The 26,893-nt window shown below is 64.8% G+C and carries 25 protein-coding genes; 6 read left to right on the forward strand and 19 right to left on the reverse strand.

Annotated elements, in window-relative coordinates; all coding sequences use genetic code 11:
• Positions 1–27 precede the first annotated feature (27 nt).
• A complete protein-coding gene (locus tag ACSVHC_RS03360; protein WP_437773089.1) occupies positions 28–1,050 on the forward strand; it encodes an aminoglycoside phosphotransferase family protein in 1,023 nt (340 codons plus the stop codon).
• 32 nt (positions 1,051–1,082) lie between these two features.
• Here the strand turns inward: ACSVHC_RS03360 and ACSVHC_RS03365 are convergent, their stop codons facing one another.
• The 4 genes from ACSVHC_RS03365 to ACSVHC_RS03380 form a co-directional block, all read right to left on the reverse strand.
• Complete coding sequence (locus ACSVHC_RS03365; protein ID WP_437773088.1) at positions 1,083–2,468, reverse strand: pyridoxal phosphate-dependent decarboxylase family protein; 1,386 nt, start codon at positions 2,466–2,468, stop codon at positions 1,083–1,085.
• A gap of 56 nt (positions 2,469–2,524) precedes the next feature.
• The gene (locus tag ACSVHC_RS03370) at positions 2,525–3,322 is read right to left on the reverse strand and encodes a sulfite exporter TauE/SafE family protein (RefSeq protein WP_437773087.1); all 798 of its coding nucleotides are present in this window, start codon (positions 3,320–3,322) and stop codon (positions 2,525–2,527) included.
• A complete protein-coding gene (locus tag ACSVHC_RS03375; RefSeq protein WP_437773086.1) occupies positions 3,319–5,130 on the reverse strand; it encodes a proline--tRNA ligase in 1,812 nt (603 codons plus the stop codon). Before ACSVHC_RS03375 ends, ACSVHC_RS03370 begins: the two co-directional genes overlap by 4 nt.
• A gap of 235 nt (positions 5,131–5,365) precedes the next feature.
• Complete coding sequence (locus ACSVHC_RS03380; protein ID WP_437773085.1) at positions 5,366–5,590, reverse strand: hypothetical protein; 225 nt, start codon at positions 5,588–5,590, stop codon at positions 5,366–5,368.
• Between the two features lie 299 nt (positions 5,591–5,889).
• Here ACSVHC_RS03380 and ACSVHC_RS03385 point away from each other — a divergent pair, with 299 nt between their 5' ends.
• The 3 genes from ACSVHC_RS03385 to ACSVHC_RS03395 are packed head-to-tail and all read left to right on the forward strand — an operon-like array spanning position 5,890 to position 8,056.
• Positions 5,890–6,690: an ABC transporter ATP-binding protein gene (locus ACSVHC_RS03385; protein ID WP_437773984.1), complete on the forward strand. Its 801-nt coding sequence runs from the start codon at positions 5,890–5,892 to the stop codon at positions 6,688–6,690.
• Between the two features lie 8 nt (positions 6,691–6,698).
• On the forward strand, positions 6,699–7,442 hold the full coding sequence (locus ACSVHC_RS03390; RefSeq protein ID WP_437773084.1) for an ABC transporter permease: 744 nt from the start codon (positions 6,699–6,701) through the stop codon (positions 7,440–7,442).
• Positions 7,439–8,056, forward strand: coding sequence for a TetR/AcrR family transcriptional regulator (locus ACSVHC_RS03395; protein ID WP_437773083.1), 618 nt, complete (start codon positions 7,439–7,441; stop codon positions 8,054–8,056). Before ACSVHC_RS03390 ends, ACSVHC_RS03395 begins: the two co-directional genes overlap by 4 nt.
• 63 nt (positions 8,057–8,119) lie before the next feature.
• On the opposite strand, the gene ACSVHC_RS03400 is transcribed toward ACSVHC_RS03395, so the two are convergent.
• The 5 genes from ACSVHC_RS03400 to dxr all read right to left on the reverse strand — a co-directional run bounded on the left by ACSVHC_RS03400 (position 8,120) and on the right by dxr (position 13,062).
• Positions 8,120–9,007 carry a GNAT family N-acetyltransferase gene (locus ACSVHC_RS03400; protein ID WP_437773983.1) on the reverse strand — a complete coding sequence of 296 codons (888 nt, stop codon included), beginning with the start codon at positions 9,005–9,007 and terminating at the stop codon, positions 8,120–8,122.
• On the reverse strand, positions 8,970–10,136 hold the full coding sequence (ispG, locus tag ACSVHC_RS03405) for a flavodoxin-dependent (E)-4-hydroxy-3-methylbut-2-enyl-diphosphate synthase (RefSeq protein WP_236816619.1): 1,167 nt from the start codon (positions 10,134–10,136) through the stop codon (positions 8,970–8,972). The genes ACSVHC_RS03400 and ispG overlap by 38 nt, the downstream gene beginning before the upstream one ends.
• Before the next feature lie 66 nt (positions 10,137–10,202).
• Entirely contained in the window at positions 10,203–10,496 is a 294-nt protein-coding gene (locus tag ACSVHC_RS03410; RefSeq protein WP_236816616.1) for a YciI family protein, read from the reverse strand.
• Positions 10,497–10,528: 32 nt separating this feature from the next.
• Complete coding sequence (locus ACSVHC_RS03415) at positions 10,529–11,860, reverse strand: M50 family metallopeptidase (protein WP_439180582.1); 1,332 nt, start codon at positions 11,858–11,860, stop codon at positions 10,529–10,531.
• A 17-nt stretch (positions 11,861–11,877) separates the two neighbouring features.
• Positions 11,878–13,062, reverse strand: coding sequence for a 1-deoxy-D-xylulose-5-phosphate reductoisomerase (gene dxr, locus ACSVHC_RS03420; protein ID WP_437773081.1), 1,185 nt, complete (start codon positions 13,060–13,062; stop codon positions 11,878–11,880).
• A gap of 38 nt (positions 13,063–13,100) precedes the next feature.
• Between dxr and ACSVHC_RS03425 the strand changes: the two genes are divergently transcribed.
• Complete coding sequence (locus ACSVHC_RS03425) at positions 13,101–14,567, forward strand: lipase maturation factor family protein (protein WP_437773080.1); 1,467 nt, start codon at positions 13,101–13,103, stop codon at positions 14,565–14,567.
• A gap of 4 nt (positions 14,568–14,571) precedes the next feature.
• Here ACSVHC_RS03425 and ACSVHC_RS03430 read toward each other — a convergent pair whose 3' ends face one another.
• The 7 genes from ACSVHC_RS03430 to ACSVHC_RS03460 are packed head-to-tail and all read right to left on the reverse strand — an operon-like array spanning position 14,572 to position 22,402.
• A complete protein-coding gene (locus ACSVHC_RS03430) occupies positions 14,572–15,408 on the reverse strand; it encodes an HpcH/HpaI aldolase/citrate lyase family protein (RefSeq protein ID WP_437773079.1) in 837 nt (278 codons plus the stop codon).
• Positions 15,405–15,938: a MaoC family dehydratase gene (locus ACSVHC_RS03435; protein WP_437773078.1), complete on the reverse strand. Its 534-nt coding sequence runs from the start codon at positions 15,936–15,938 to the stop codon at positions 15,405–15,407. The genes ACSVHC_RS03430 and ACSVHC_RS03435 overlap by 4 nt, the downstream gene beginning before the upstream one ends.
• On the reverse strand, positions 15,935–16,687 hold the full coding sequence (locus ACSVHC_RS03440) for a CoA transferase subunit B (protein ID WP_437773077.1): 753 nt from the start codon (positions 16,685–16,687) through the stop codon (positions 15,935–15,937). The genes ACSVHC_RS03435 and ACSVHC_RS03440 overlap by 4 nt, the downstream gene beginning before the upstream one ends.
• Before the next feature lie 2 nt (positions 16,688–16,689).
• Positions 16,690–17,472 (reverse strand): CoA transferase subunit A, encoded by a 783-nt coding sequence (locus tag ACSVHC_RS03445; RefSeq protein WP_437773076.1) that lies wholly within the window; start codon positions 17,470–17,472, stop codon positions 16,690–16,692.
• A 19-nt stretch (positions 17,473–17,491) separates the two neighbouring features.
• Positions 17,492–18,667: an acyl-CoA dehydrogenase family protein gene (locus ACSVHC_RS03450; protein WP_437773075.1), complete on the reverse strand. Its 1,176-nt coding sequence runs from the start codon at positions 18,665–18,667 to the stop codon at positions 17,492–17,494.
• A gap of 2 nt (positions 18,668–18,669) precedes the next feature.
• Positions 18,670–20,790, reverse strand: a complete 2,121-nt coding sequence (locus tag ACSVHC_RS03455) for an acetyl/propionyl/methylcrotonyl-CoA carboxylase subunit alpha (protein ID WP_439180583.1) — start codon at positions 20,788–20,790, stop codon at positions 18,670–18,672.
• Positions 20,791–20,794: 4 nt separating this feature from the next.
• Positions 20,795–22,402, reverse strand: a complete 1,608-nt coding sequence (locus tag ACSVHC_RS03460) for a carboxyl transferase domain-containing protein (protein WP_439180584.1) — start codon at positions 22,400–22,402, stop codon at positions 20,795–20,797.
• A gap of 151 nt (positions 22,403–22,553) precedes the next feature.
• Between ACSVHC_RS03460 and ACSVHC_RS03465 the strand changes: the two genes are divergently transcribed.
• Positions 22,554–23,183 (forward strand): SACE_7040 family transcriptional regulator, encoded by a 630-nt coding sequence (locus tag ACSVHC_RS03465; RefSeq protein WP_437773072.1) that lies wholly within the window; start codon positions 22,554–22,556, stop codon positions 23,181–23,183.
• 81 nt (positions 23,184–23,264) lie between these two features.
• Here ACSVHC_RS03465 and ACSVHC_RS03470 read toward each other — a convergent pair whose 3' ends face one another.
• From ACSVHC_RS03470 to pdhA, 3 genes are read right to left on the reverse strand one after another with little or no spacing between them, the layout of a single operon-like run.
• Positions 23,265–24,683 carry a dihydrolipoamide acetyltransferase family protein gene (locus ACSVHC_RS03470; RefSeq protein WP_437773071.1) on the reverse strand — a complete coding sequence of 473 codons (1,419 nt, stop codon included), beginning with the start codon at positions 24,681–24,683 and terminating at the stop codon, positions 23,265–23,267.
• The gene (locus ACSVHC_RS03475) at positions 24,680–25,690 is read right to left on the reverse strand and encodes an alpha-ketoacid dehydrogenase subunit beta (RefSeq protein ID WP_437773070.1); all 1,011 of its coding nucleotides are present in this window, start codon (positions 25,688–25,690) and stop codon (positions 24,680–24,682) included. The genes ACSVHC_RS03470 and ACSVHC_RS03475 overlap by 4 nt, the downstream gene beginning before the upstream one ends.
• Positions 25,690–26,856: a pyruvate dehydrogenase (acetyl-transferring) E1 component subunit alpha gene (pdhA, locus tag ACSVHC_RS03480; RefSeq protein WP_437773069.1), complete on the reverse strand. Its 1,167-nt coding sequence runs from the start codon at positions 26,854–26,856 to the stop codon at positions 25,690–25,692. Before pdhA ends, ACSVHC_RS03475 begins: the two co-directional genes overlap by 1 nt.
• Positions 26,857–26,893 lie beyond the last annotated feature (37 nt).

The raw sequence follows: 26,893 nt of genomic DNA on the forward strand, positions 1-26,893 counted from the left end.
CGGACCGGCTTGGGTAGGCTGACAGTGATGACTACCTTCGTTTCCATCCCTGGCGACCTCCAGGCACGCTACTCCCGCACAGCGGAGGGGCGGGCGTGGCTCTCGGGGCTGCCCGGGCTGATCGATGCCAGCCTGGAACGCTGGAAGCTGTCGGTTGACCTGGAGCCCGGCGCGGAACCATGGAACGGCCACGGCGGCATCGTCATTCCGGTCCTCTACAACGGCGGCCGTTCGGTGCTCAAGATAGCGTTCCCGCACGAGGAAGCCCTCGTTGAACGGCATGCGCTGGCCCTTTGGGGCGGTACCGGGGCCGTCAAGCTGCTCGACGCCGATGCGGCCTCCTGCACGATGCTCCTGGAGCGGCTCGACTCCGTCAGCTGGCTGCAGGGCGCCCCGATGGAAGAAGCCCGCGACGTCTGGGGATCGCTCGTGAAGGAACTCAGCATCGAACCGGACGAGCGGCCCGAATGGAAAGAGTTCGAGCACATCGCGGCCCGAGCCGAGCGCTGGAGCGATGAGTTGCCCGCCGACTGGGAGCAACTTGGCCAGCCCTTCCCCCGATGGCTCCTCGAAGCCGCGTTGGAGGTGTGCCAGACCCGGGGCGCTGTTGGGCGCCGGGCAGGCCGGGACGTCCTGGTGCATTGCGACCTGCACTTCATGAACATCCTTCCGCACCTCAATGGCGCTGCGTCCATCGGAGAACGCGCATACGTGGCGATCGATCCGCAACCGAAGATCGGAGAGGCGGAATTCGCCGTCGCACCGATCTTGTGGAACCGTATCCGCGACCTCTCCACGACGGCTCCGGAAGTTGCCCTTCTGGAGCGCTGCGCGGATTTCAGCAGCGCGGCCGGCTTGGACGGCGAAGCGGCCCGGGAATGGAGCCTGGTCCGCGAGGTCGAAAACGCCCTGTGGTATGCCGGGAAACCGCGGCATGAGGGCGATCTGGCACGCTCGTTGTGGGTGGCCAGCACCCTCGCAGGACGGCCCCTGGACGGGCTGCCCGCCGCGCACGATCTGCCCGAACCCGGACTTGCCGCCTCGAACTAGCTTCGGGGCGCCGAGTTGTCCGGACGCCCGGCCTAGCCGGTGGCCTTCAGCGCATCTTTGATCGCCTGCACCGCGATATCCAGATCGGCCGAATCCGTTGACCAGTTGGTCACCGAAACACGCAGGATATCCCTGCCCCGCCAGCGCGAACCGGACATCCAGACCCTCCCGTCGGCCATAATGAAGTCCGTCACGGCCCGGGTCCTCTCGTCTGAACCGAAAGCCAGGGACAACTGTGTGAACACCACATCGTTGAGGACTTCCACGCCGGGCACTTCGGCGAGCCGCCGGGCCAGTTCCGCGGCACACTCCGCACGTCCCGCGACAAGCTCCCGCACGCCATCGGCGCCCAGGGAACGCAAGGCCGCCCACACCGGCACTCCCCTGGCGCGGCGGGACAACTCGGGCACTTTCTCCATGGGGTCGCCGGGGCCGTGGTCGTCCTGCATGAGGTATTCGGCGTGCATGCCGACGGCGGACCGCAGGGCTGCGACGTCACGAACCACCACGATTCCTGCGTCGTACGGCACGTTGAGGGTCTTGTGGGCATCGGTTCCCCACGAATCGGCCAACTCGACGCCCTCGACCAGATGACGCAGTCCCGGCACCGCCGCCGCCCATAAGCCGAAAGCCCCGTCAACGTGGACCCACGCTCCGTGATCCTTCGCAGCCGGAATCGCCTCGAGGAACGGATCGAAGGCGCCGGAATGCAGGTTCCCGGCCTGGAGACACACGATTGCCGGACCGGAACCGGATTCCAACGCGGCCCGCAGCGCGTCGGGATTGATCGTGCCTTGATGGTCCGCTGCGACAACTTCGGGTGCGCCGAAGCCCAGGAAGCGCAGTGCCATATCCAGGCTCTCGTGCCGCTCGGCTCCGACCAGGACTCGCAGTTTCGGGGCGCCTTGGAGTCCCCCGGCGTTGACATCCCACCCGACTTTGGACAGTTGGCGCCATCGGGCCGCCGCCAGGGCCGTGAAGTTGGCCATGCTGGCGCCTGTCGCGAATCCGACGTCGGAGCCAGCAGGCAGGCCGAGCAACTCGAGGAGCCATCGCCCGGCGGCCTCTTCGATCCCGGCCGTGGCGGGTGTGGCGAAACGCAGCCCGGAGTTCTGGTCCCATGCGGAAACCATCCAGTCCGCGGCCATCCCGGCCGGCACCGTACCGCCGATGACCCAACCGAAGAAGCGCCCCGATTGCATGGCCATCAGCCCGGGCTCGGCGTGTTCGGCGAGGAAATCTATGACCGAGACCGGGTCCAGTCCGCTGGCCGGCAACGGTCCGCCGAAGACCGCCGTGATGTCATCCGCCGCGGTATTTGGCCGTACCGGCCGCCCAGGCAAGGCCCTCAACCACTCCCGGGTGTGTTCCCACGCACGTTCGAGTGCCCGTTCATAGTCGCCGGAATCGACCCACATGAGTGCATGCTACGCCCGCGGGTTCGCTCCGGCCATCGCCGGCGGCAACCGGAACACTACTTGGCGAAGTAGTCGTTCCAGACGTCCACGCCGAGTTTGATGATCAACGCGCCGACGACGATCAGGAACACGATCCGTACAAAGCCACTGCCTTGTTTCACTGCGGTCCGCGCGCCCAGGTAGCCGCCTGCCATGTTGGACAGGCCCAGCACGGCGCCAACGCCCCACAGCAGCGATCCGTGCGGCAGGAAGAAGAACAGGGCACCGGCGTTCGTGGCCATGTTGACGATCTTCGCCTTGGCGCTGGCCTCCAGGAAGGCATAGCCCATGGCGGAGACGAGGGCGATCACCAGGAACGAGCCTGTTCCGGGACCAATCAGGCCGTCGTAGAACCCGATCACGGCACCGATGGCGCAGGCCACCACGTAGTGAGTGTGGCCGTCGTGACGCAGGGCGGTCAGCTCGCCCGCATTGGGCCTCAGCGCGGTGAAGAGCGCGACGGCGATCAGCGCCACCACGATGATGGGTTTGAACACGCTTGCAGGAAGGTTGGCGGCCAGGACGGCTCCGCCGAAACTGCCCGCGAGGGCAATCACCGCCATCGGTATGGCCGTCTTGAGGTCAGGACCAACCCGGCGGTAGTAAGTGACAGCGCTGGTTGTCGTCCCGAAGATGGAGCCCATTTTGTTGGTGGCCAGTGCCTGGACCGGGGTGATCCCCGGAACCAGGAGCAAGGCGGGGAGCTGGATCAGTCCCCCGCCACCCACCACTGCATCAATCCAGCCGGCGGCGAATCCAGCCACCACGATCATGATGAGCGTGGTGAGCTGGACCGACTCGAAGCCGGAGATCACTTCTGGCGTACGGCGTTGACCACATAGTCGGCAGCCTTCTCGACTGCCACGTTTTCGGCCTCACCGGTGCGACGGTCCTTGATCTCCACAACACCGTCTACCAAGCCGCGGCCGATTGCCACGATGGTGGGGACGCCCACGAGTTCGGCGTCACCGAACTTCACACCCGGGGAAACCTTGGGGCGGTCGTCGTAAATCACGTCGAGGCCGGCCGCCTCGAGTTCGGCGGAAAGCTTCTCGGCTGCCGCGAAGATTTCCTCGCCACGTCCGACGGCCACCACGTGGACATCCGCGGGGGCCACGGAGCGCGGCCAGATCAAGCCACGGTCGTCGTTGTTGGCCTCGGCCAAGGCGGCCACGGCACGTGTCACGCCGACGCCGTACGAGCCCATGGTGACCACGACCTGCTTGCCGTTCTGGTCAAGGACCTTCAGGTCGAGGGCCTCGGCATACTTGCGGCCGAGCTGGAAGATGTGGCCCATTTCGATGCCGCGGGCAGTCTCCAAGGGACCGGAGCCATCCGGGGCTTCGTCTCCCGCGCGGACCTCGGTGCATTCAATGACGCCGTCCCAGGTGAAATCGCGCCCGGCTACTAGACCGAAGACATGCTTGCCGTCTTCGTTCGCTCCGGTGACCCAGCTGGTGCCCGAGACAACCCGGGGGTCAACAAGGAAGAGCAACTTGGACGTGCCTTCGAGCCCGAGAACGGCCTCGCCGAGGACCAGTCCGGGGCCGATGTAGCCCTTGACGAGTTCCGGGATCTTCTTGAGGTCTTCCTCGTTGGCCGCTTCGAGCCCGATCTCCCCGGCAATGGGCAGGAATGAACCGACGTTGGCTTCGACGCGCTTGAGGTCCACCGCGCGATCACCGGGAACGCCGATGACCACGATCTGGCGCTCGCCAGTGGGCAGCGTGACGGCGAGGACCACATTCTTGAGGGTGTCGGCGGCAGTCCAGGCGCCGCCGTCGGAATCGCTGCGCGGGGCGAGCTGGTTGGCAGCCGCCACGAGGGTGTCGATCGTGGGCGTGTCCGGGGTGTCCAGGACACGCGCGGGAGGCGCGTTGCTGAAGTCGATCTCGGCCGGTGCCACGGTGGTCACGGCTTCGACGTTGGCGGCGTAGCCGCCTGCCGAGCGCACGAAGGTGTCCTCGCCGATCTCGGTGGGGTACAGGAATTCCTCGCTCTTGGATCCGCCCATGGCGCCTGCCGTGGCGGCAACGGGGATGACCTCAAGGCCAAGGCGCCCGAAGATTTTCAGGTACGCGGCGCGGTGGGCCGCGTAGCTCGCGTCCAGGCCGGCGTCGTCGACGTCGAACGAGTAGGAGTCCTTCATGATGAATTCGCGGCCGCGGAGGAGGCCTGCCCGGGGGCGTGCTTCGTCGCGGTACTTGTTCTGGATCTGGTACAGGCTCAGCGGCAGGTCCTTGTACGAGGAGTACAGGTCCTTGACCAGGAGGGTGAACATTTCCTCGTGCGTGGGGGCGAGAAGGTAATCGGCACCCTTGCGGTCCTGGAGGCGGAACAGCCCCTCGCCGTACTCGGTCCAGCGGTTGGTGGCCTCGTAGGGTTCCCGGGGCAGCAGCGCCGGGAAATGGACTTCCTGGGCGCCGATGGCGGCCATTTCCTCGCGGATGATCTGCTCGACCTTGCGCAGGACGCTCAATCCCAAAGGCAGCCACGTGTAGATGCCAGGCGCGGCACGGCGGATGTAGCCCGCGCGGACCAGGAGTCTGTGGCTTGCGACTTCGGCGTCGACGGGATCTTCACGCAAGGTGCGCAGGAACAGCTGGGAGAGGCGAAGGACCACGGGTCAGAATCCGTTTCTATGGCAAGAGCTGGCAAAAACTACTGTGTACCAATCTACCGGCTTGCGGCCGGGGAACCTGCCGGGGCCCATCCCCCGGGTTCCTCCCGAGGACGGCACCCACCAAACGAAGATGAGCCACGCCATGGTGCGAGGAAGCCCCTGGCCGCTGGGCGGCTGGTCATCCTGCCATGGCGTGGCTCAGCGGCTGGTCGGCCGCGGGCGTTGTCTTCGAGGCTTAGTCGGATTTGCCTTCCAGGGCAACCAGAACGCCCGCGACTGCGAAGAACTTGTTGCTACCGAGTTCACGAATGGTTTTGATTCCCAGGGCTTCCTCCAATTTCGCAGCGGTCGCATCAGTTACACCTGCAAGCGCTGCCGGAGATGCGTCGAGAATCTCCTTAAGCGACTTGTCTTCAAATGCTTTGTCGAGTGCCTTCGAAAGATCAACGCTTACAGACATTGTTTGTGTTTCCTCTCTGAAACCATCCGCGCCCGAACGACACGGCTGGTCCGAACATATGTGATCGCGGACACAATATTCAAGGGCTTGGACTTATCAATATTTGTAGGCCCTGGCCCTGGCCCGGGCAACGACCAACGCGGGGTCACTTAGCGCCCATCCGGAGGTCCGACATGGGCCGTAAGTGACCCCGCGTTGCAGAACGAAGGGCCGGATCCGTCCTCGCGGCCCACAGTTGACGCCAGCCGGTGTCGGACTTACCTTTTATTCATCACCTGATGAATAAAACGGAGGCCGCGATGTCCCACAGCCCAGCGGGAAGTCCCGCACCAGGCACGTCCCCTGCGCCCCCGGCGGTCACAGCGGAGGGCCTGCACGTCACGCGCGGCCACAAGAAGATCCTGCGCGGCCTGGACTTCGCCATGCAGCCTGGGCGCATCACGGGCCTGCTGGGACCCTCCGGGAGCGGCAAGACAACCCTCATGCGCTGCATCGTAGGAGTCCAGCGACTGACAGCCGGCAGCGTGGAAGTCTTGGGCCGTCCGGCGGGTACGCCGTCATTGCGGCACGACGTCGGATACGTCACCCAGGCGCCGAGCGTCTACACGGACCTGAGCGTCGAGGCGAACGTCAGGTATTTCGGAGCCATGCACGGCGTCTCGGCGGCCGACACTGCGGAGGCGATTACCGCCGTCGGGCTCGAATCACTGGCACGGCGGAAGACAGCAGACCTTTCCGGTGGTGAGTTCAGCCGGGTTTCGCTGGCCTGCGCGCTCGTCTCCCATCCGAAGCTGCTGGTCCTCGACGAACCGACGGTTGGCTTGGATCCGGTACTGCGTGCCGAGCTGTGGGAACGGTTCGCCGCGATGGCCGAATCGGGCACCACCTTGCTGGTGTCCAGCCACGTCATGGAAGAGGCCTCGCACTGTTCCTCGTTGCTCCTGCTCCGCGACGGCTTGCTGCTGGCGCAGCTCAGTCCGGCGGAACTCAGCGAACGGGGACACAGCAACGATCTGGAACAGGCCTTCCTGCACATCATCCAGGAAACGAGCGCCACCTCGCACCGCCGGGGTGCAAATGAAAGCCAGGTGGCGTCATGAATCCACGGATGATGTTTGCCACCACCAGGCGGGTCCTGGAACAACTGCGTCACGACCACCGCAGCGTCGCGCTCATCATGGTGGTTCCCGCCCTGCTGCTCACGGGCGTCTACTATCTGTTCGAGAACGAGACTCTGCCTCCCGGATTCCCCCGGACCTTTGACCGTGTGGGACTCATGATGCTGGCCATTTTCCCGTTTGTGGTGATGTTCCTGGTCACGTCGATCACGATGTTGCGCGAAAGGACGTCGGGGACGTTGGAACGGCTCCTCACCACCCCCATCCACAAAGCCGATCTCCTGTTCGGCTACGCGTTGGCTTTCTCCATCATGGCTGCCCTGCAATCCCTTGTGGCAACGGCCGTGGCCTACTGGATCTTCAATCTGGATATCAAGGGCGGTCCTGGTTACGTCGTGATGATCGCCGTCATCAACGCAGTGCTGGGTGTCGCGCTTGGCCTCTTGTGCTCAGCCTTTGCGCGGACCGAGTTCCAGGCGGTGCAGTTCATGCCGGTAGTGGTGATACCGCAGATCCTGTTGTGTGGACTCTTCGTGGCCCGGGACCACATGAACAGCCTCCTGGAGAGCATCTCCAATGTGCTGCCACTGACGTTTTCGGTCGATGCGCTCCAGCAGATCGCCGACAACGCCGAGGCGACGCAGGCCATGTGGCAGGATGCCGGGCTCATGGCGGCGATCGTGGTGGGAGTTTTGGTCCTGGCCTCATTCACCCTCCGACGGCGGACCTCGTGAGCGGCGCCTTGCCTCCCGTGCGGCGGGGACGCCGCAGCGGCGGGAGCGACTCCCGCGAACTGATCCTGGCCACAGCGCGCCGGCTCTTCGCCGAGCACGGTTTCGACGGCACGAGCCTGCGGCAAGTGGCCCGCGAAGCCGAAATGGACCCGGCCATGGTCCACCACTTCTTCAAGGGCAAGGACGAACTCTTCGCCCAGAGCATCGAGCTTCCGGCGGATCCCGACGAGGTCCTTGCAGGCGTCGAATCGTTGGATCCGTCGCAACGCTCGGAGGCAATCGTCCGCGCTGTGTTGCGGCTGTGGGAAAGCCCGGCACAACACGGCCTTGTCGCGTTCGTCAGGGGCACGATCGGTTCCAAGGCCAAAACCGCCTTGCTACGCGAGATGGTGGCGAGGACGATCCTTTCCAGGATCACCGCGGGTCTTCCTGGCTCCCCCGAAGAAGCGAAAATGCGCGGCAACCTCGTTGCCACGCAAATGGTTGGGCTCATGCTGATGCGCTACGTGGTCCGGCTGGAACCGTTGGCTTCAGCATCCCAAGAGGAAGTAGTCCGGCTCGTGGCACCGAACGTCCAGCACTACCTCACGGGCGAACTCACCCCGCCCAACTGACTCGCATTTGTTGTCGTTATGAGCCCTCAAAACGACAACTACTGCGAGTTAGTTGGGTGAGCTCTAGTACAGAACCGTGGCGAAGGTTCCGAGGCGTTGGAAACCGACCCGTTCGTACGTGGCGCGCGCCCGGGTGTTGTATTCGTTGACGTAGAGGCTCGTGATCGGGGCGAATTGTTGGGCGAGGACAACCACTCCCGCCATGTACCCTGCGCTGAGTCCTTGGCCGCGGAACTCGGGGTTCATCCAGACGCCCTGGACCTGGGTGGCGTGCGTCGTGACCGCCCCGAGTTCGGCTTTGAACTTGACGGTCCCCCCGGCGTCGATGTGCACCAAGGAATGGCCTTGCCGGATCAGTCCGGCCACCCTGCGGCTGTAGAAGTCCTCGCTCCCGAGAAAGGGCGAATAGCCCACTTCCTCTTCGAACATGGCTGCGCAGGCGGGCAGGATCCGGTCGAAGTCCGCGATGTTTCCGAAGCCGAGCTGTGGATTGGGTTCGACGGCGGGTGGTCCCGAGATCGCCAAAAGCGGCTGGTCGGCACGCACCTCGTGGGCGAAATGGCCCAATTGCTCCAAGCGGGAATGGAGCGCCAGCACGGTCCCGGCGGGCCCGAAGATCGAGGCGTAGCGACGTCCGGCCCGGTGTGCAACGGCCGCAACGCGGGAAGCCAACTCGGGATCCAGCTGCACCGGAACCAGGTTGGCGCCGGCCCAGCAGGCACCCACCAGGGCGTCGCCGTCGAACACTCCAAAGACGCTCGCGCCGCCGGAAGTGGGTGCGGCGCTCCCCGACGAATCGAGGTGCGCCAAAATGAAGACGTTCGCTACAGGGTCTTCCATCGCGAGCGCGCGAAGGGCCCGGGTGTCGGCAGCGCCGAGCACCCGGACCGAAATCCCATCGGCGGCTGCCTCGTTACGAGACGCTAACCACGGGGCTACCCTTGACAGCATCTTCGCCATCGGCCTCCCCCATCTCTTCGGCGATACGCATGGCCTCTTCGATCAGTGTCTCAACAATCTGGCTCTCGGGGACAGTCTTAATGACTTCGCCCTTCACGAAGATCTGGCCTTTGCCGTTTCCGGAGGCCACACCGAGATCCGCTTCACGTGCCTCACCCGGGCCGTTCACCACGCAACCCATGACGGCGACGCGCAGCGGAATCTCCATTCCTTCGAGCCCGGCCGTGACCTGCTCAGCGAGTGTGTAGACGTCCACCTGCGCGCGTCCGCAAGAAGGGCAGGAGACGATTTCGAGCTTGCGGGGGCGCAGGTTGAGGGACTGCAGGATCTGGTTGCCGACCTTGATTTCCTCAACAGGCGGGGCGGAAAGGGACACGCGGATGGTGTCGCCGATGCCCCGGGACAGAAGCGCTCCGAAGGCCGTCGCGGACTTGATGGTGCCCTGGAAGGCCGGCCCGGCCTCGGTCACGCCAAGGTGCAGCGGCCAGTCGCCCTTTTCGGCAAGCATCTCGTAGGCCGCCACCATGATGACGGGGTCGTTGTGCTTGACGGAGATCTTGAAATCATTGAAGCCGTGTTCCTCGAACAACGAAGCTTCCCACACGGCCGATTCCACGAGGGCTTCCGGGGTGGCCTTGCCGTACTTCTTCAGGATGCCGGGCTCCAGGGAGCCAGCGTTGATGCCGATCCGGATGGACGTGCCGTGGTCCTTGGCGGCCTTGGCGATTTCCTTCACCTGGTCGTCGAACTTGCGGATGTTGCCCGGATTGACGCGCACAGCGGCGCAACCGGCTTCGATCGCGGCGAAGACGTACTTCGGCTGGAAGTGGATATCCGCGATCACCGGAATCTGGGACTTGCGGGCGATGATCGGCAGCGCCTCGGCGTCATCCGCAGAAGGGCAGGCGACACGCACGATGTCACAGCCGGACGCCGTCAGCTCCGCGATTTGCTGCAGCGTGGCGTTGATGTCCGTGGTGGGGGTTGTGGTCATCGATTGCACGCTGATGGGCGAATCGGAGCCGACGCCGACCGAACCCACCTTGATCTGGCGGGTCTTGCGGCGGGGCGCGAGAACGGGGGGCGGGGCTGACGGCATTCCCAGGCTGACCGAGGTCACGTGGACTCCTTGGGTTGAAATGGGTGGATCGTAGGGCCGGGGTCAGGACCCCGGCCGTTCATGCTGCTAGGAAGCGTGGGCGGCAAGCATTCCGATAATCGGGTTCCACTCCGAGGTCCGGATGCCTGCAATCCCCCGGACGGCGGCGAACGGATCCTCCTTCAGCGTGGCGTTCAGCTCGGACTCATCTGCGGCCTCAAGCAGCAACAGCGCACCCGCGCCATCGGTGTATGGGCCGCTCGCCAGCAGGGTTCCCTGCTCGGCGAGGCTGGCGAGCCAGGCGCGGTGGGCAGGGCGGTTCGCGTCGCGCACCTCGGCGGACTCGGCGTCGTACACGTACTCAACAGCGAAAACAGTCATATGGATAGCCTATCCCCCCAGCCCAATCCGGATCAGCCGAAGAGGTTGACGGGCTTGACGATGTCCGCGTAGATCAGCAAAGCGCTCATGGCCATAAGGACACTCGCCACGACGTAAGTAAGCGGCAAGAGCTTGGCGATGTCGAAGGCGCCTGGATCCGGTTTGCCGAAGAGCTTCGCGATTCGACGCCGGGCTCCTTCGTAGAGCGCGCCCGCCACGTGTCCGCCGTCGAGCGGCAAGAGCGGAACCAGGTTGAACACGGCGAGGGCGAAGTTCAGGCCGGCGAGGAGTCCCACGAGGGCGCTGACGCGCGATTGCAGCGGAACTTGATCCATGGCAGCCACTTCACCGGCTACCCGGCCGACGCCCACCACGCTGATGGGGCCATTGGGATCGCGCGGTTCGGAGCCGAAGGCCGCTTGCGCCACGCCGACCACCCTCGCAGGCAGGTTGAGGATGACTCCGGCGATCTGCTTGATGTTCTCCCCGGCCATCGGAAGAACGGTCGACGCCGGTTGGGGAACCATGGCGGTCTGCGCGCCGATGCCCAGGAACCCGACTTCCTCGTACAACGGCTTGCCGTCCGCGCCCTTGGCCTGCTGGCCGTTGTCGCCAATGACGGGGCGCGCAGAGAGCACGGGGGTAACTTGCGTGGTGACGCTCTTGCCGCCACGGTCCACCGTGATTTGCACGGCCTTCCCGGCGGATGCCCGGATCCAGCCGCTCATTTCAGCCCAGCTCGTCACCGGCTTGCCGTCAAAGCTGGTGACGACGTCGTTGGGCTGCAGCTTGGCGACCGCGGCCGGGGTCAGTTGGCAGTTCGGCGAGTTCGGATCGACGGTCTCGCCTGCCTTGACCTGGCACTTGGACACTTCGGCAATCGTGGTGGTGGCCGTGGACACTCCGAAGCCCATGAGCAGCACCGCGGTCAGCACCCAGCCGATGAGGAGGTTCATGGCCGGCCCGCCCAGCATGATGATGACCTTTTTCCAGACCGGCAGCCTGTAGAAGACCCTGTTCTCGTCCCCGGGGCCCACTTCCTCGTGCGCCGCGGACCGGGCCTCGGTGGCAAGGGTCTGGAACATGCCTGTGCTCGACGGCCTGACGCTGCCATCTTCCTTGTTGGGCGGATACATGCCGATCATGGCGACGTAACCGCCCAGCGGAATGGCCTTGACGCCGTACTCGGTCTCGCCTTTCCGCGTGGACCACAGGGTGGGTCCGAACCCGATCATGTATTTCGTGACGCGCACCTTGAACAGCTTGGCGGGAAGCAAGTGCCCCACCTCGTGCAGCGCAATGGAGACGGCCACGCCGATAGCGACGAAGACGACTCCGAGAATGAACAAAATGACGGGATTCATGCCTTAAGTACTGCTTCCTAAAGGGTGCTGTTGGCTAAACGATCGTGGGTGCGCGTGCGTGCCCACCTCTCAGCATCCAACACAGAGTCAACCGTCAGCTCCAAGGATCCTGAATGTTCGCTGAGGACGGACTCCACAGTGTCCACGATCTCGGTGAAGCGGATCCTCCCGGCGTGGAAGGCTTCCACCGCCTCCTCGTTGGCCGCGTTGAAGACGGCCGGAAAGGTGCTCCCTTGCTTCGCGGCGTCCTTGGCCAGTTCCACGGCCGGGAAGGCCACCGAGTTAAGGGGCTCGAACGTCCAACTGGTGGCCTGGCTCCAGTCGCAGGCCTTGGCGGCGCGGGGCACGCGGTCCGGCCACCCGAGTCCAAGGGCAATGGGCAGCCGCATGTCAGGGGGAGAGGCCTGGGCAATGATGGAGCCGTCCACGAACTCCACCATCGAGTGCACCACGGATTGCGGGTGCACCACGACGTCGATCCTGTCCAAGGGAACATCGAAGAGCAGGTGCGCTTCGATGACCTCGAGGCCTTTGTTGACCAGGCTGGCCGAGTTGGTGGTGACCATGGGGCCCATGTCCCACGTGGGGTGGGCGAGCGCCTCGGCCGGAGTGACGTCGCGGAGTTGCTCGCGGCTGCGGCCCCGGAATGGTCCGCCGGAAGCCGTCAGGATGAGTTTCTCGACCTCTTTGTCGGTTCCCGCGCGGAGGCATTGGGCGATGGCGGAATGCTCGGAATCCACGGGCACGATCTGGCCGACGGCTGCCGCGGCCTTCACGAGTGCCCCGCCGACGATGAGGGATTCCTTGTTCGCCAACGCCAGGATGGCGCCGGACTTGAGGGCTGCCAGCGTCGGCGCCAACCCGATGGATCCCGTGATGCCGTTGAGCACGACGTCCGCTTCGATCGCGGCAATCTTGGTGGACGCATCCGGTCCCGTGATGATCGCCGGATCATAGTTCCGGAGCCCGGCGGCGGAAGCGGCCTCGCTGATGAGTTTCTGGAGTTCGTGGGCGTCGCCATAGGCGATCCCCACCGCTTGGGCCTTGGTGTGGACTGCCTGCTGCGCGATGAGTTCCAGGTTCCCGCCGCCCGCGCTCAGCGCCACGACCTCGAAGAGATGGGGGGCGGCGTCGACGACGTCAATCGCTTGGGTGCCGATGGAACCAGTGGACCCGAGGAGGATGATCTTGCGCGGCTGCATTGCTTAAGTATCCCGCACCCCAGGCGTAGCGTTGTTTTGTGGACTGGGTCTCGTGGTTCGAGGCGCCGGACTATGAATTCGCCCGGCAGGTGCTCCAGCGTGGCACGGCCGCGCTCTATTTCATCGCGTTCCTGTCCAGCCTCAACCAGTTTCCCGCGCTCCTTGGCGAACACGGGCTCCTGCCTGTCCCGAGGTACGTGGACGGACACCGGGTTTTGCGCAGGCCCAGCCTGTTCCGCTGGAAGTATTCGGACACTCTGCTCCGTGCCGTTTGCGCCGCCGGGCTTGCCGTTTCCCTTACGCTCGTGGGCGGGCTGCCGCAACTGGGACCGCCGTGGCTTCCCCTGGCCGCGTTCCTGGCTTTGTGGTTGCTCTACATGTCGATCGTCAACGTCGGCCAGACGTTTTACGGCTTCGGCTGGGAGATGCTGCTGCTCGAAATGGGCTTCACTGTGGGCTTCCTCGGTTCGGAACAGACTCCCCCGCCCAGGACCATCCTGGTCCTGCTTGTGTGGCTGCTGTTCAGGCTGGAATTCGGCGCGGGCATGATCAAGATCCATGGCGGAAGCGAGTGGCGTGATTTAACCGCCCTGTACTACCACCACGAAACGCAGCCCATGCCCGGACCGTTGAGCCGCCAGGCGCATCTCCTACCCAAACCGATGCACCGCATGGAGGTGCTTGGAAACCACTTCGCCCAGCTGGTGGTGCCGTTCTTCCTGTTCGCCCCACAGCCACTGGCCACCATTGCCGCCGGAATTGTCGTGTTCACGCAGCTTTGGCTTGTGGGGACCGGAAACTTCGCGTGGCTCAATTGGTCCGCGATCGTGCTCGCTTTCGCTGCGGTGAGTGACCCGGTCGCCCGCACTGTGCTGCCGTTCATTCCCCAACGGTCGAATCCGGCCGCAGCGGTTCCGCAGACCCCGGTGTGGTGGCTCGCCGTCGTGCTCGCAGTGACGGCGCTCCTTCTGGTGCTCAGCTATTGGCCCGTCCGCAACCTGCTCTCGCGGGAACAGCTCATGAACGCCAGCTTCAACCGATGGCAGTTGGTCAACACCTACGGGGCGTTCGGCACGGTGACGCGGCACCGGGTGGAAATCGTGGTGGAAGGCACCCAGGCCGACGTCCCCGTCGATGAGGCCGATTGGCGCGAATACGGCTTCAAGGGCAAGCCCGGCGACGTCCGACGGCTGCCCCGGCAGTGGGCGCCGTACCACCTGCGCCTCGACTGGTTGATGTGGTTCCTGCCCTTGCGCACGGTGCACGAGGAGTGGTTCTACGCGTTCTTGGGCAAACTGCTCGACGCCGACCGGCCCACTTTGCGCTTGTTGCGCCAGGACCCGTTCGACGGCGCCCGGCCGCGTTGGGTACGGGCGCGCAGCTTCCTGTATCGCTTCGCCACGAGGGCCGAGTTCCGCGAGACGGGTCATCGCTGGATCCGGATGGAGCTCTACGACGTCATCGCCCCGTTGTCGCTGCCGAAGCAACGACGGCGCGGTCAATAGCCCTTCAGGACAGCCGGGCCCTGAGCAGCGTGGATTCGGCGTGTTTCAAGATGGGACCATCCACCATTTTGCCTTTGTATTGGAACACACCGGTTCCGGCTGCGGCCGCAGCTTCAAGCAGTTCACGGGCTCCTGCGACGGCTTCCGGCGACGGTGCGTAGGCTTCGCGGACAACGGCGACCTGGTTCGGGTGGATGCAGGCCTTGGCACCGAATCCGCTGGCCACGGCGTCGGCGGATTCCGCGGCCAGGCCGGCAAGATCGGGAATGTCGACGTAGACCGAGTCGATGGCTTCCTTGCCTGCGGCTTTGGCGGCCAGCAGCACGGTAGAGCGGGAGTGCGTTGCGACGGCGCGGTAGCCGCCGTCGTCCTTGCGGCTCGAGGTGCCACCCATGGAGGCGATCAGATCCTCGGCGCCCCACATGAGCCCGACGACGTTGGGAGCCTGGGCGATCTCAGCCGCGTTGACGATTCCTTTGGCCGTCTCGCACAGCGCGATGACGTGGTAACCCTCGAGTGCCTTCAGCTGTTCACCGGTCTCGGCCTTGGCCAGCATGACGGTGCGGTAGGGGGTGTGCGCGAGGCAGTGCAGGTCTTTTTCGAAGTCAGGAGTGCCCACTGGATTGACGCGCACGATCGTGCGGCTGGGGTCGAGCTCGGCGGTCTCCCCGCCGGAGCCGAGCTGCGCAAGGATGGCACCCCGGGCCCGCTTCTTGTCTGCGGGCGCGACGGCGTCCTCAAGGTCAAGGATGACGGCGTCGGAACGCTCGGCGGCCTTTTGGTACCGTTCCGGGCGGTCGGCGGGACAGAAAAGCAATGCGGGGCCCATGGTGAAGGTCATGTATTGATTGTCCCCTGTTGCGCCTCCAGATGCGCGTTTCGGGTCCACATGAGGCAGGCCCGCGTTGCCAGCGCCACAACTTTCCCGTCCTGGTTGCGGCCGGTGTGCTTCATGGTCACTACGCCTTGGCCGGGACGCGACGACGACTCCCGTTTCCCGGCGACGACGGTCTCCGTGTAGAGGGTGTCGCCGTGGTACAACGGGTGCGGGAAAGAGACGTCCGTGAGTCCCAGTTGGGCAATGATGGTGCCCTGCGTCAGTTGCGTGACGGACTGTCCCACCATGGTGGATAGGGTGAACATCGAGTTCATGAGCCTCTGTCCGAAGGGCTGCGTGGCGCTCCAGGCCGCGTCCAGGTGCAGGGCTTGGGTGTTCATGGTCAGCGTGGTGAACAGAACGTTGTCCGTTTCGGTGACGGTCCTCCCGGGCCGGTGGGCGTAGACGACGTCTTCCTCGAGTTCCTCGAAGTACAGCCCCCGCTGCTCAACGACACGGGGTTCTGGGATACGGGGTTCGGGAACGCTGGTCATACAGTCAGCTCCTGGTCCTCTTCGAAGAGCTCGACGCCGGTCGCGGCCGCCACGTCCTCGGCGGAGACATTCGGTGCCAGCTCGCGCAGGACGAGCCTCGATGACCCGCCTTCGGAGACGACGTCGATCACGGCGAGGTCGGTGATGATCCGGTCCACGCAGCCTTTCCCCGTGACGGGCAACGAGCATTCCTTGACGATCTTGGGCTTGCCGTTGCGGTCCACGTGCTCCATCATCACAATCACCCGCTTGGCGCCGAAGACGAGGTCCATGGCGCCGCCCATGCCCTTGACCATTTTGCCGGGGATCATCCAATTGGCCAGGTCCCCGTTGGCCGCGACCTCCATGGCTCCCAGCACTGCGACATCCACATGGCCGCCGCGGATCATGCCGAACGACGTTGCCGAGTCAAAGAACGCGGCGCCTGGGTTGACGGTGACCGTTTCCTTGCCGGCGTTGATCAGATCGGGGTCCACGGCGTCCTCGGCCGGGTAGGGGCCGACGCCCAGTATCCCGTTCTCCGAATGCAGGATCACCTCGACCCCCTCGGGGATGTAGTTAGGGATTAGGGTGGGCATTCCGATCCCGAGGTTGACGTATTGCCCGTTGGTGAGTTCACGGGCTACGCGGGCGGCGAGTTCGTTCCGCGTCCAGCCTTTGCCCTCGTGGTGCTCGGCGCCGGCGCGGCGGTACTCGTGCCTGACCGCCTCCGGACGCGGCGGCACATCCTGGGTGATGTTCGATTCCATGGCTAGGCTCCTGCCTGCTGGGTGGGAGACGCCTGGGTCAACGCGACGGTCCGCTTTTCGATGCGCTTCTCGGTGTCGGGTGCCACGACGACCCGCTGGACGAAGATGCCCGGCGTGTGGATATGTTGCGGATCGAGTTCGCCGGGTTCCACAAGCTCTTCGACCTCGGCGATGGTGATCCGGGCAGCCATGGCACACAGCGGGTTGAAGTTCATGGCCGTCGCGTGGAAGACGAGGTTCCCGTGACGGTCGCCCTTCCAGGCGTGGACCAGTCCGAAATCGGGTGTCAGGGATTCCTCCAGGACGTAGTCCGCGCCGTTGAAGGTGCGCACTTCCTTGGGCGAGGACGCGATCGCCACGTTGCCGTCGCCGTCGTACTTTTGCGGAAGGCCGCCTTCCGAGACCTGTGTCCCGACGCCGGCAGCCGTGAAGAACGCCGGGATACCGGCACCGCCGGCGCGCAGTTTCTCGGCCAAGGTGCCCTGCGGGGTGAGGACCACCTCGAGTTCGCCGGCAAGGTACTGCCGCGCGAACTCCTTGTTCTCACCGACATAGGAACTGATGGTCCGGCGGATACGCCCGTCCCTCAGCAGGATGCCCAGGCCCCAGTCGTCCACGCCGCAGTTGTTGCTGACTGTTTCAAGGTCCTTGGTGCCTTGATCGTGGAGCGCATCGATCAGCGCCACCGGGATACCGCACAGGCCGAACCCGCCGACGGCGAGAGAGGCGCCGTCGCGGATGTCCTTCACCGCTTCCGCGGCGCTGGCAACAACTTTGTCGATCATCGTTCACCTTCCCTGACGGTTAAAGGCCCAGCTCGCGGGCGATGAGCATCAACTGGACCTCGGTGGTGCCTTCCCCGACTTCAAGGATCTTGGAGTCGCGGTAGTGGCGTGCCACCGTGAATTCGTTGATGAAGCCATAGCCACCGAACACCTGGGTGGCGTCCCGTGCGTTGTCCATGGCTGCCTCGCCTGCGACCATCTTAGCGATGGCCGCCTCGGTCTTGAACGGCTTGCCCGCGAGCATCCGCGCCGCAGCATCGTAGTAGGCCAGGCGTGCCGTGTGGGCCCGTGCCTGCATGCGGGCGATCTTGAACTGGATGGCCTGGTACTTGCCGATGTTCTGCCCGAACGCGACGCGTTCCTTGGCGTATTTCACGGACAAGTCGACGCAGCCCTGGGCCGCGCCTGTGGCGAGCGCGGCGATGGCGATGCGGCCTTCATCCAGGATCGACAGGAAGTTGGCGTAACCCCGTCCCTGGACGCCGAGCAGGTTCTCTTCCGGCACCCTGACGTTGTTCAGTGTGAGCGGGTGCGTGTCGGAAGCGTTCCAGCCCACCTTGTTGTAGGCCTTTTCCGCGGTGAAACCGGGAGTGTCGGTGGGAACAAGGATGGTGGAGATTTCCTTCTTGATGCTCCCGTCCTTGCGTTCGTGCTGCCCGGTGACGGCGGTGACGGTGACGAGCCGCGTGATGTCGGTCCCGGAGTTGGTGATGAACTCCTTGTTGCCGTTGATGACCCAGCTTTTTGCTTCTCCGACGTCCTCAAGGTGCGCATTCGTCTTGGTGCCTCCGGCGTCCGAACCTGCTTCCGGCTCGGTCAGGCCGAAGCCTGCGAGCGCTTCGGCCGAGGTCAGCTGGGGCAGCCAGTGTTCCTTCTGCGCTTGGGTGCCGAAGCGGTACACCGGCATGGCGCCGAGCGAGACGCCCGCTTCGAGGGTGATGGCGACGGACTGGTCCACTCGGCCGAGCTGTTCCAGCGCGAGGGCGAGCGCGAAGTAGTCTCCGCCCATGCCGCCGAACTCTTCAGGGAAGGGCAGGCCGAAAAGGCCCATCTCACCCATCTGCTTGACCACCTCGTACGGGAAGCTGTGTTCCTCGTCGTGCTTGGTGGACACAGGGGCCACTACCTCGTCGGCGAATTCCCGGACGGAGTCGCTCAGGTCCTGGTATTCCTCGGTGAGTTCAAAACTTGCCATGGTTAGACTTCCTCGTCTTTCTGGTTTTCAGTCGGTTCTGCTGTGACTTCAGGGGTGGGTTCTGCCGCCACATGGATAGTCGCGAGGACTTGGTCAGCCTTGACGAGGTCCCCGGTCTTGCTGCTGAGGTGGACCGTGCCGGACACCGACGCCACCAGCTGATGTTCCATCTTCATTGCCTCGACCGCGAGGAGGACGTCGCCCGCTTCCACATGGTCGCCGTTCTGCACCGAAACGGAGACGACGGTTCCCGGCATGGGAGACCGGACTTCGGGATCCGCGGCGCCTTCTTCGCGCTGGATGCCCGCGAGGATCCGTTGGAGCCGGGCCTCGCGGTCCAGGATCTCGAGCCGGCAGGACCAGCCGTCGCTGCCGAGCCAAAGTTCGCGCGCCCCACGCCCCGGAGAGGGTGAGCCGTGCGCGAAGTGGTGATCAACGCCGTCGAGCACCAGCACCGCGTGCCCGGCGGGTCCCGGCCGCATTGAGGCAGAGTGCTCGGCGCCGCCATCCACGCGTGCCGTGAAGCCCGGCCCGTTCACCGTCAACCCCACGGTAGCCAGACCGCCGTCGGGACGGCCGATGGTGGTCTTCCACGGCGCCGGGGCGCCGACGCGCCAGCCATCGGTAGTGTTCCAGGGTGCTGCCGGCCCGAGCGGAGCCGGTTCCGAGCGGTTCAGCAATTCCGAGCGGTTAAGCAGGGCCGCCCCGACCAACTCGACGTCGGTCACTTGCCGGAATTCCATCCTGTCCAGCTTGCGCTCGATCAAGCCGGTGTCGAGGCGGCCGGCGCGGACGTCGTCGTCGTTGATCAGGAGCCGCAGGTACTCAACGTTCGTGTGCACACCCAGCAGCGTGTAGTCCCCCAGTGCGTGATCCAGGGTGTCCAGCGCCGCTTTGCGGTCAGGGCCCCAGGCAATGACCTTCGCGAGCATGGGATCGTAGTCGCCGGTGACGGACAGTCCCGAAAGCATGGCGGAGTCGACGCGGACGTGCGGATCGTTGCTGGCCCGTTCCCGGAGCGTCACGATCTCGCCGATGGATGGCATGAAACCGCGTTCCGGCACCTCCGCGTAGACGCGCGCCTCCACCGCGTGGCCGTCAAGCACGACGTCGGACTGCGCCACTGTGAGGACCTCGCCTGCCGCAATGCGCACTTGCCATTCGACAAGATCGACGCCCGTCACCATTTCCGTGACAGGGTGCTCCACCTGGAGGCGGGTGTTCATCTCCATGAAGAAGAAGTGTTCCGGGTCCTGGTCCGAGACGAGGAACTCGACTGTGCCCGCACCGCTGTACTTGACGCTTCGGGCGGCCTGGCAGGCGGCCTCACCGATCCTTGCCCGGACTTCTGCGCCGTTCACAAGGGACTCCAGCAAAGGGGACGGTGCTTCCTCGATGACTTTCTGGTGGCGGCGCTGGAGCGAGCATTCGCGTTCGCCGAGGTGGATGACGTTGCCGTGGTTGTCGGCGAGGACCTGGACCTCGATGTGCCGGGGCGACTGGATGAGCCGCTCAAGGAACAGAGTGTCGTCACCGAAGGCGCTCGCCGCCACGCGTCGGGCCGTCAGCAAGGTGGCCGCCATATCCCCGAGCCGCTCCACGATGTGCATCCCTTTGCCACCGCCCCCGGCCGAGGGCTTGATGAGCAGGGGGAAGCCGACGCCGGGCGCCGCCTCGATGAGTGCCTCGTCGCTCAAGCCTGGTTCGGCGATGCCCGGAACGCACGGGACGCCGTAGGACATGACGTGGTTCTTGGACCGGATCTTGTCGCCCATGATCTCGATGGCGTCAATGCCGGGGCCGATGAACGCGATGCCTGCCGCGTCCAGGGCCTTGGCGAACTCCACGTTTTCGGCCAGGAATCCGTAACCAGGGTGGACGGCTTGGGCACCGCTTTGCAGGCAAGCATCGTTGATGGCGTCTATCCGCAGGTAGCTGTCCGCCGCAGCGGCTGTACCGATGCGGACGGCAGCGTCTGCTTCCCGCACGTGGCGGGCCCCGGCGTCGGCGTCTGAATAGACCGCCACCGAACGGATGCCCATGGCCTTGAGGGTGCGGATGACGCGGCAGGCGATCTCACCGCGGTTGGCGACGAGGACGGTGTCGAAGGAGTTGATTGTCATGGGGTCACATCCGGAAGAGGCCGAAGGAGGTTTCCGGCAGGGGTTGGCGGGAGACGACGTCGAGGGCCATGCCCAGGACGCGCCGGGTGTCTGCGGGGTCGATAATGCCGTCGTCCCAGAGCCGGGCGGTTGAGTAATAGGGGCTGCCCTGGTCCTCATACTGCTGCTTGATGGGGGCTTTGAAGGCTTCCTCGTCCTCGACGGACCATTCCTCGCCGCGGGCCTCGTATTGCTCACGTTTGACGGTGGCGAGCACGCTGGAGGCCTGGTTGCCGCCCATGACCGAAATCCGGGACGCCGGCCACATCCACAGGAAGCGGGGTGAGTAGGCCCGGCCGCACATCGAGTAGTTTCCGGCACCGAAGGAACCGCCGATCACCACGGTCAGCTTGGGCACACGGGCGGTGGCGACCGCGGTGACCATTTTGGCGCCGTTCTTGGCAATGCCGCCGTGCTCGACGTCCTTGCCGACCATGAAGCCGGAAAGGTTCTGGAGGAAAACCAAGGGAATGCCACGCTGGTCGCAGAGCTCAATGAAGTGCGCGCCCTTGAGGGAGGACTCGCTGAACAACACGCCGTTGTTCGCCACGATGCCCACTGGATGGCCATGGAGCTTCGCGAACCCCGTCACCAGTGTGGTGCCGTAGTTCTTCTTGAACTCGTGGAACCTCGAGCCGTCCACGAGCCGGGCGATGACTTCGTGAACGTCGTATTGGGCGTTGACGTCCGTCGGAACTGCACCATAGATTTCGCCCGGGTCGACAACGGGCTCGACGGCGGTGTCCACGTCCCACGCGGGGGCTGCCGGCTTGGGCAGGGTGGCAACGATGTCGCGGACGATCTGCAGGGCGTGCTCGTCGTTTTCGGCGAGGTGGTCCGTCACACCGGAAATACGCGAGTGGACGTCGCCGCCGCCGAGTTCCTCGGCCGTGACGATTTCACCGATGGCGGCCTTCACGAGGGGCGGGCCACCCAGGAAAATGGTGCCCTGGTTGCGGACAATGACGGTTTCGTCGCTCATGGCGGGCACGTAGGCACCACCGGCCGTGCAGGACCCCATGACCGAGGCGATCTGCGGGATCTTCGCAGCAGACATCTTCGCCTGGTTGAAGAAGATCCGGCCAAAGTGTTCCTTGTCCGGGAACACCTCGTCCTGCTTGGGCAGGAACGCTCCCCCGGAATCCACGAGATAGACGCACGGCAGTTTGTTTTCCAGCGCGATTTCCTGGGCCCGGAGGTGCTTCTTCACCGTCATCGGGTAGTACGTGCCGCCCTTGACCGTCGCGTCGTTGGAAACCACCATCACCTGGCGGCCATGGACCAAACCGATCCCCGCGATCACACCGGCGCCCGGGGAATCATCGTTGTACATCCCGTTGGCCGCGAGCGGGGCGACCTCCAGGAACGGGCTTCCCTCGTCCAGCAAATAGTTGATGCGCTCCCGCGGCAACAACTTGCCCCGGGAGATGTGCCGCTCACGCGACTTCTCCGGGCCACCGAGGGCGGCCACGGCAAGGCGCTTCTTCAGCTCGTGCACCAGTGACAGTTGCGCTTCCTCGTTGGCCGCGAACTGATCGCTGCTGGTATCCAGCTGGCTGGCGAGTGTCTCCATCGACTGTGTCCCATCCCGGCCCATGGGCCATCTCAGTTAGTACCGCATAACTGGAATTTAGGTTAGTCTCTATTAACTGTGTTGTCCATTACCCCGGCACCGGGCCTGCCCGGTATCGGCGCTGAATTGGACGCGTGCAAAAGGAGGAATTGTGGTCACCTTCCAGCGGAGCTCCCAGCAGGACGGCCAGGCACCGACCCAGCGAAGCCAAGCCAAGGAAACACGGCGCAAGGCCCTCCTGACCGCTGCAGCCGGGTTGTTCGCCGCCGACGGTTTCAACCGCGTGTCCCTTGAGGACCTGGGGGCCGCGGCAGGAGTCAGCGGCCCTGCGGTATACCGGCATTTCCCGGGAAAACAGGCCGTGTTGGCCGAGCTGCTGTTGAGTGTGAGCCGGAATCTGCTCGACGGCGGCCGCACGGTGGCGTCCGAGGCCCTCGACGCCGAGGCTGCGTTGCGCGGATTGGTGGAGTTCCACGTGGACTTCGCCCTCAGCAACCCCGATGTCATCCGGGTCCAGGACCGCGACTTCAGCAACCTCAGCGACCCCGACCAGGCCGAAGTCCGCACCCTGCAGCGCAACTATGTGGAACTGTGGGTGGGTGTGCTCGGCGAACTGCATCCCGACACGGATCCTGCCGAACTACGCGTCCGCGCCCACGCAGCCTTCGGCCTCATCAACTCGACGCCCCACTCGGTCCGGCACCACGGACGACGCATGGCGGTCAAAAGCGCCCGGCCCATCCTCGAACGCATGGCACTGGCCGCCCTGATGGTGCGCTAGCTTGGCCCAACTAGCTCGCAGTTGTTGTCGTTATGAGCCGTCAAAACGACAACAACTGCGAGTTAGTTGGGCCTGATCGGGCTAGATCATGGTCATGACGGTTGCGGGGTCGGACAGGATCGCGCCCAAATCGGCCAGGAATTTCGAGCCCTGTTCGCCGTCCACCAGCCGGTGGTCGAAGGACAGGCTCAGTGACATCACCTGGCGCACCGCGAGTTCGTCGTTGTGCACCCAAGGAGCTTTGCGCACTGATCCCAGCGCCACGATGGCAGCCTCGCCCGGGTTCAAGATGGGGGTTCCGGCGTCGATCCCGAACACGCCGATGTTCGTGATGGAAATGGTGCCGCCCGTCAGATCTGCAGGGGAGGTCTTGCCTGAACGCGCGGTGTCCGTGAGAGCGGACAAAGCCGTGGACAGTTCCAGCAGCGTCATCTTGTCCGCGTCTTTGATGTTGGGAACAGTCAGTCCCCGCGGCGTGGCGGCGGCGATACCCAGGTTCACGTAGTTGAACTGCACGATCTCCTGCGCGCCTTCGTCCCAGTGGGAGTTCAGCGTCGGGTTCCGGCGCAGGGCAATCAAGACTGCCTTCGCCGCGATGGTCAACGGCGTGAGCTTGTACCCGGCAAACTCGCGGCTGGCTTTGAGCCGCGTCAGCAGTTCCATCGTGGGCGTGACGTCAACGGTCAGGAACTCCGTCACGTGCGGCGCCGTGAAAGCACTCTGCACCATCGCAGCGGCCGTGAACTTGCGGACTCCCTTGATAGGCGTCCGCGTCTCCCGCTCGGCGGAAACCCCGACGGCGGGAACGGCGACCGGTGCGGCCTCGGGAACCGAGACCTGTGCCTGGGCTCCGGCCGCGAAGTCCTGGACGTCGGAACGGGTGATCAAGCCTGCCGGCCCGGTTCCCGTGACCAGCGCGAGGTCAATTCCAAGATCCCTCGCCAACTTGCGGACCGGAGGCGTGGACCGTGGACGCTCCTGCTCCACCACGGGCTCGTTTGGAACGGCGGGCGGTGCGGGCTGTTCAACGACAGGAACGGGCTCGACGGCGGGAACGGGTTCCGGGGCGGGCTCGCGTTCGGCGGGGCCCCCGTCAAACATCCGCTGGCGTCGCGCCGGGCGTCCGGACTTTTCGACGACGGCGCCATAGCCTACGAGGTTCGGCTCACGCTTCGCCGCGGCCTCCGCCGTGCTTTCCGTGGAGGCGGCCTCACCGGAACCGGCAACGCCGGAAGGCGCAGTTCCGTCGTCGTCGACTTCAAAGGAAACGATCGGCTTGCCGACCTCCACAACGGAGCCGGCCTGTTCGTGCAGAGCGGCCACGGTTCCGGCGAAGGGTGAGGGCAACTCAACCACGGCCTTGGCCGTCTCGACCTCGGCAATGACCTGGTTCAGGGTCACGGTGTCCCCCACCGCGACCTTCCAACTGAGGATTTCCGACTCAGTGAGTCCTTCGCCGAGGTCGGGCAGCCTGAATTCCTTGATCATGGTGGCGCTCATCCTTCCAGCCCGCTCAGGGAGTTGCCGCGGCCGAGTGCCCGGTCCACACCGTCAAGAATCCTGTCCAGATCGGGCAGGTGGTGCATTTCGAGCTTTGAGTACGGGTACGGGATGTCGAATCCGGTGATCCGGACCGGCGCGGATTCAAGGTAGTTGAAGCACCGCTCGGTAATGCTGGCAGCAATTTCGGCGCCGAGCCCGCCGGACTGCGCGGCCTCGTGGGTGATGACGAGCCTGCCGGTCTTTCGGACGGACGCCTCCACTGCCTGGAAGTCGATCGGAGCCAGCGAGCGCAGGTCGATGACCTCCACGGAGACTCCTTCGTCGGCGGCGGCCATGGCCGCGTCGTTCGCGGTCTTCACGAGCGGGCCGTACGTCACCAAGGTGACGTCGCTGCCTGGTGTGACGACCTTGGCCTTCTCCATGGACAGCGCCATGGAAAGTTCCGCGGTCTCATCCACTTCGCCCTTGTCGTGGTAGCGGCGCTTGGGCTCGAAGTACAGCACCGGATCATCCGAGGCGATGGCCTGCTGGATCATGGTGTACGCATCCTGCGGGTTGGAGACGCTGATGACGCGCAGGCCCGAGGTGTGGGTGAAGTACGCTTCCGGAGACTCGGAGTGGTGCTCGGGTGAGCCGATTCCGCCGCCGAAGGGAACGCGGATGGTGATGGGCATCTTGACGCGGCCCTGTGTCCGGTAGTGCATCTTGGCTACCTGGCTGACGATCTGGTCGAAAGCCGGGTAGATGAAGCCATCGAATTGAATTTCGCAGACCGGCCGGTAGCCGCGGTAGGCCAATCCGACGGCGGTGCCGATAATCGCGGATTCCGCCAAGGGAGTGTCAACCACCCGGTGTGTGCCGAAGTCTTTCTGGAGGCCGTCGGTGACCCGGAAAACACCGCCGAGCGCACCGATGTCCTCGCCCATGAGGATAACTTTGGGATCGTTTTCGAGGGACTTGCGCAGGCCGGCGTTGATGGCGCGGGCGAAGGTCAGCTTGCTCATCAGAGTGCACCTTCCTGGGTTGATCCGCTGAAGCTTTCCAGATAGCGGGAGTAGTGGTCCTTCTGGCGTTCGATCCAGGAGTTGGGAGTGCTGTACACGTGCTTGAAGAGGTCGAGCGGCTGGGGATCGGGCATATTGATGACTCCTGCCCTCAAGCTCTTTGCGACCTCGTCCGCTTTGGCCTGGGTCTTGGCTTCAAGCCCTTCCGTCAGGAGGCCCTTGGTCCGAAGCAGCGCCTTGAGCCGGCTAATCGGGTCCTTGGCCGCCCAGTCCTCAAGCTCGTTGGCGTCGCGGTAACGGGTGGGATCATCCGCCGTCGTGTGCGGGCCCATGCGGTAGGTCACGGCTTCGATGAACGTAGGTCCGCCGCCCTTGCGGGCCCGGTCCAGCGCAATCCGGGTGACCGCCAGAACAGCCAGGACGTCGTTCCCGTCGACCCGCATGCTGGGGATTCCGAAGCCCGAGGCACGGTCGGCGATCTGGATGTGTGACTGGATCCGGACCGGTTCGGAGATGGCCCAGTGGTTGTTCTGGCAGATGAAGACCACGGGCACTTGGAAGCTCGCCGCGAAGACCATTGCCTCGTTGACGTCGCCTTCGCTCGTGGCGCCGTCGCCGAAGTAGGCAACTGCAACGGAGTCTGCACCGTCGTACTGGATGCCCATCGCGTAGCCGGTGGCGTGCAGCGATTGCGAGCCGATGATGATCTGCTGGGTGGCAATGTTGTGGCGGTACGGGTCCCAGCCGGCCGAAGCATTGCCGCGCCAGGCGCGGACCAAGTCTGTTGGTTCCACGCCGCGGCAGTAGGCGACGCCGTTGTCACGGTAGCTGGGGAAGACAAAGTCGTCGTCCCGGAGGGCCCGGCCCGAACCGATCTGCGACGCTTCCTGGCCAAGCAGCGGCGGCCACAAGGCCAGTTCGCCCTGACGCTGCAAGGCCGTGGCCTCGGCGTCGATGCGCCGGATGACCATCATGTCCTCATACAGCGAGCACAGTTGCTCGTCCGTAACATCGCTGACCCAGAGATCGAACTCCGGGTGGCTGATGCGTTCCCCTTCCGGGGAAATCAGTTGGACCAGATCCCCGCCGGTCCGACGCGGGCTTGCTGCACTGATTCCGGGATTCGAAGCCTTGTAGGCGTCCTGGCCGGGTTCGTCCGTCAACACAGTTGATCGCACCTTTCAGCTCGTGCTCGCAGGCCTT

Origin of the sequence: Arthrobacter sp. KNU-44 (assembly GCF_051843155.1) — a bacterium.
Classification (GTDB): Bacteria; Actinomycetota; Actinomycetes; order Actinomycetales; family Micrococcaceae; genus Arthrobacter.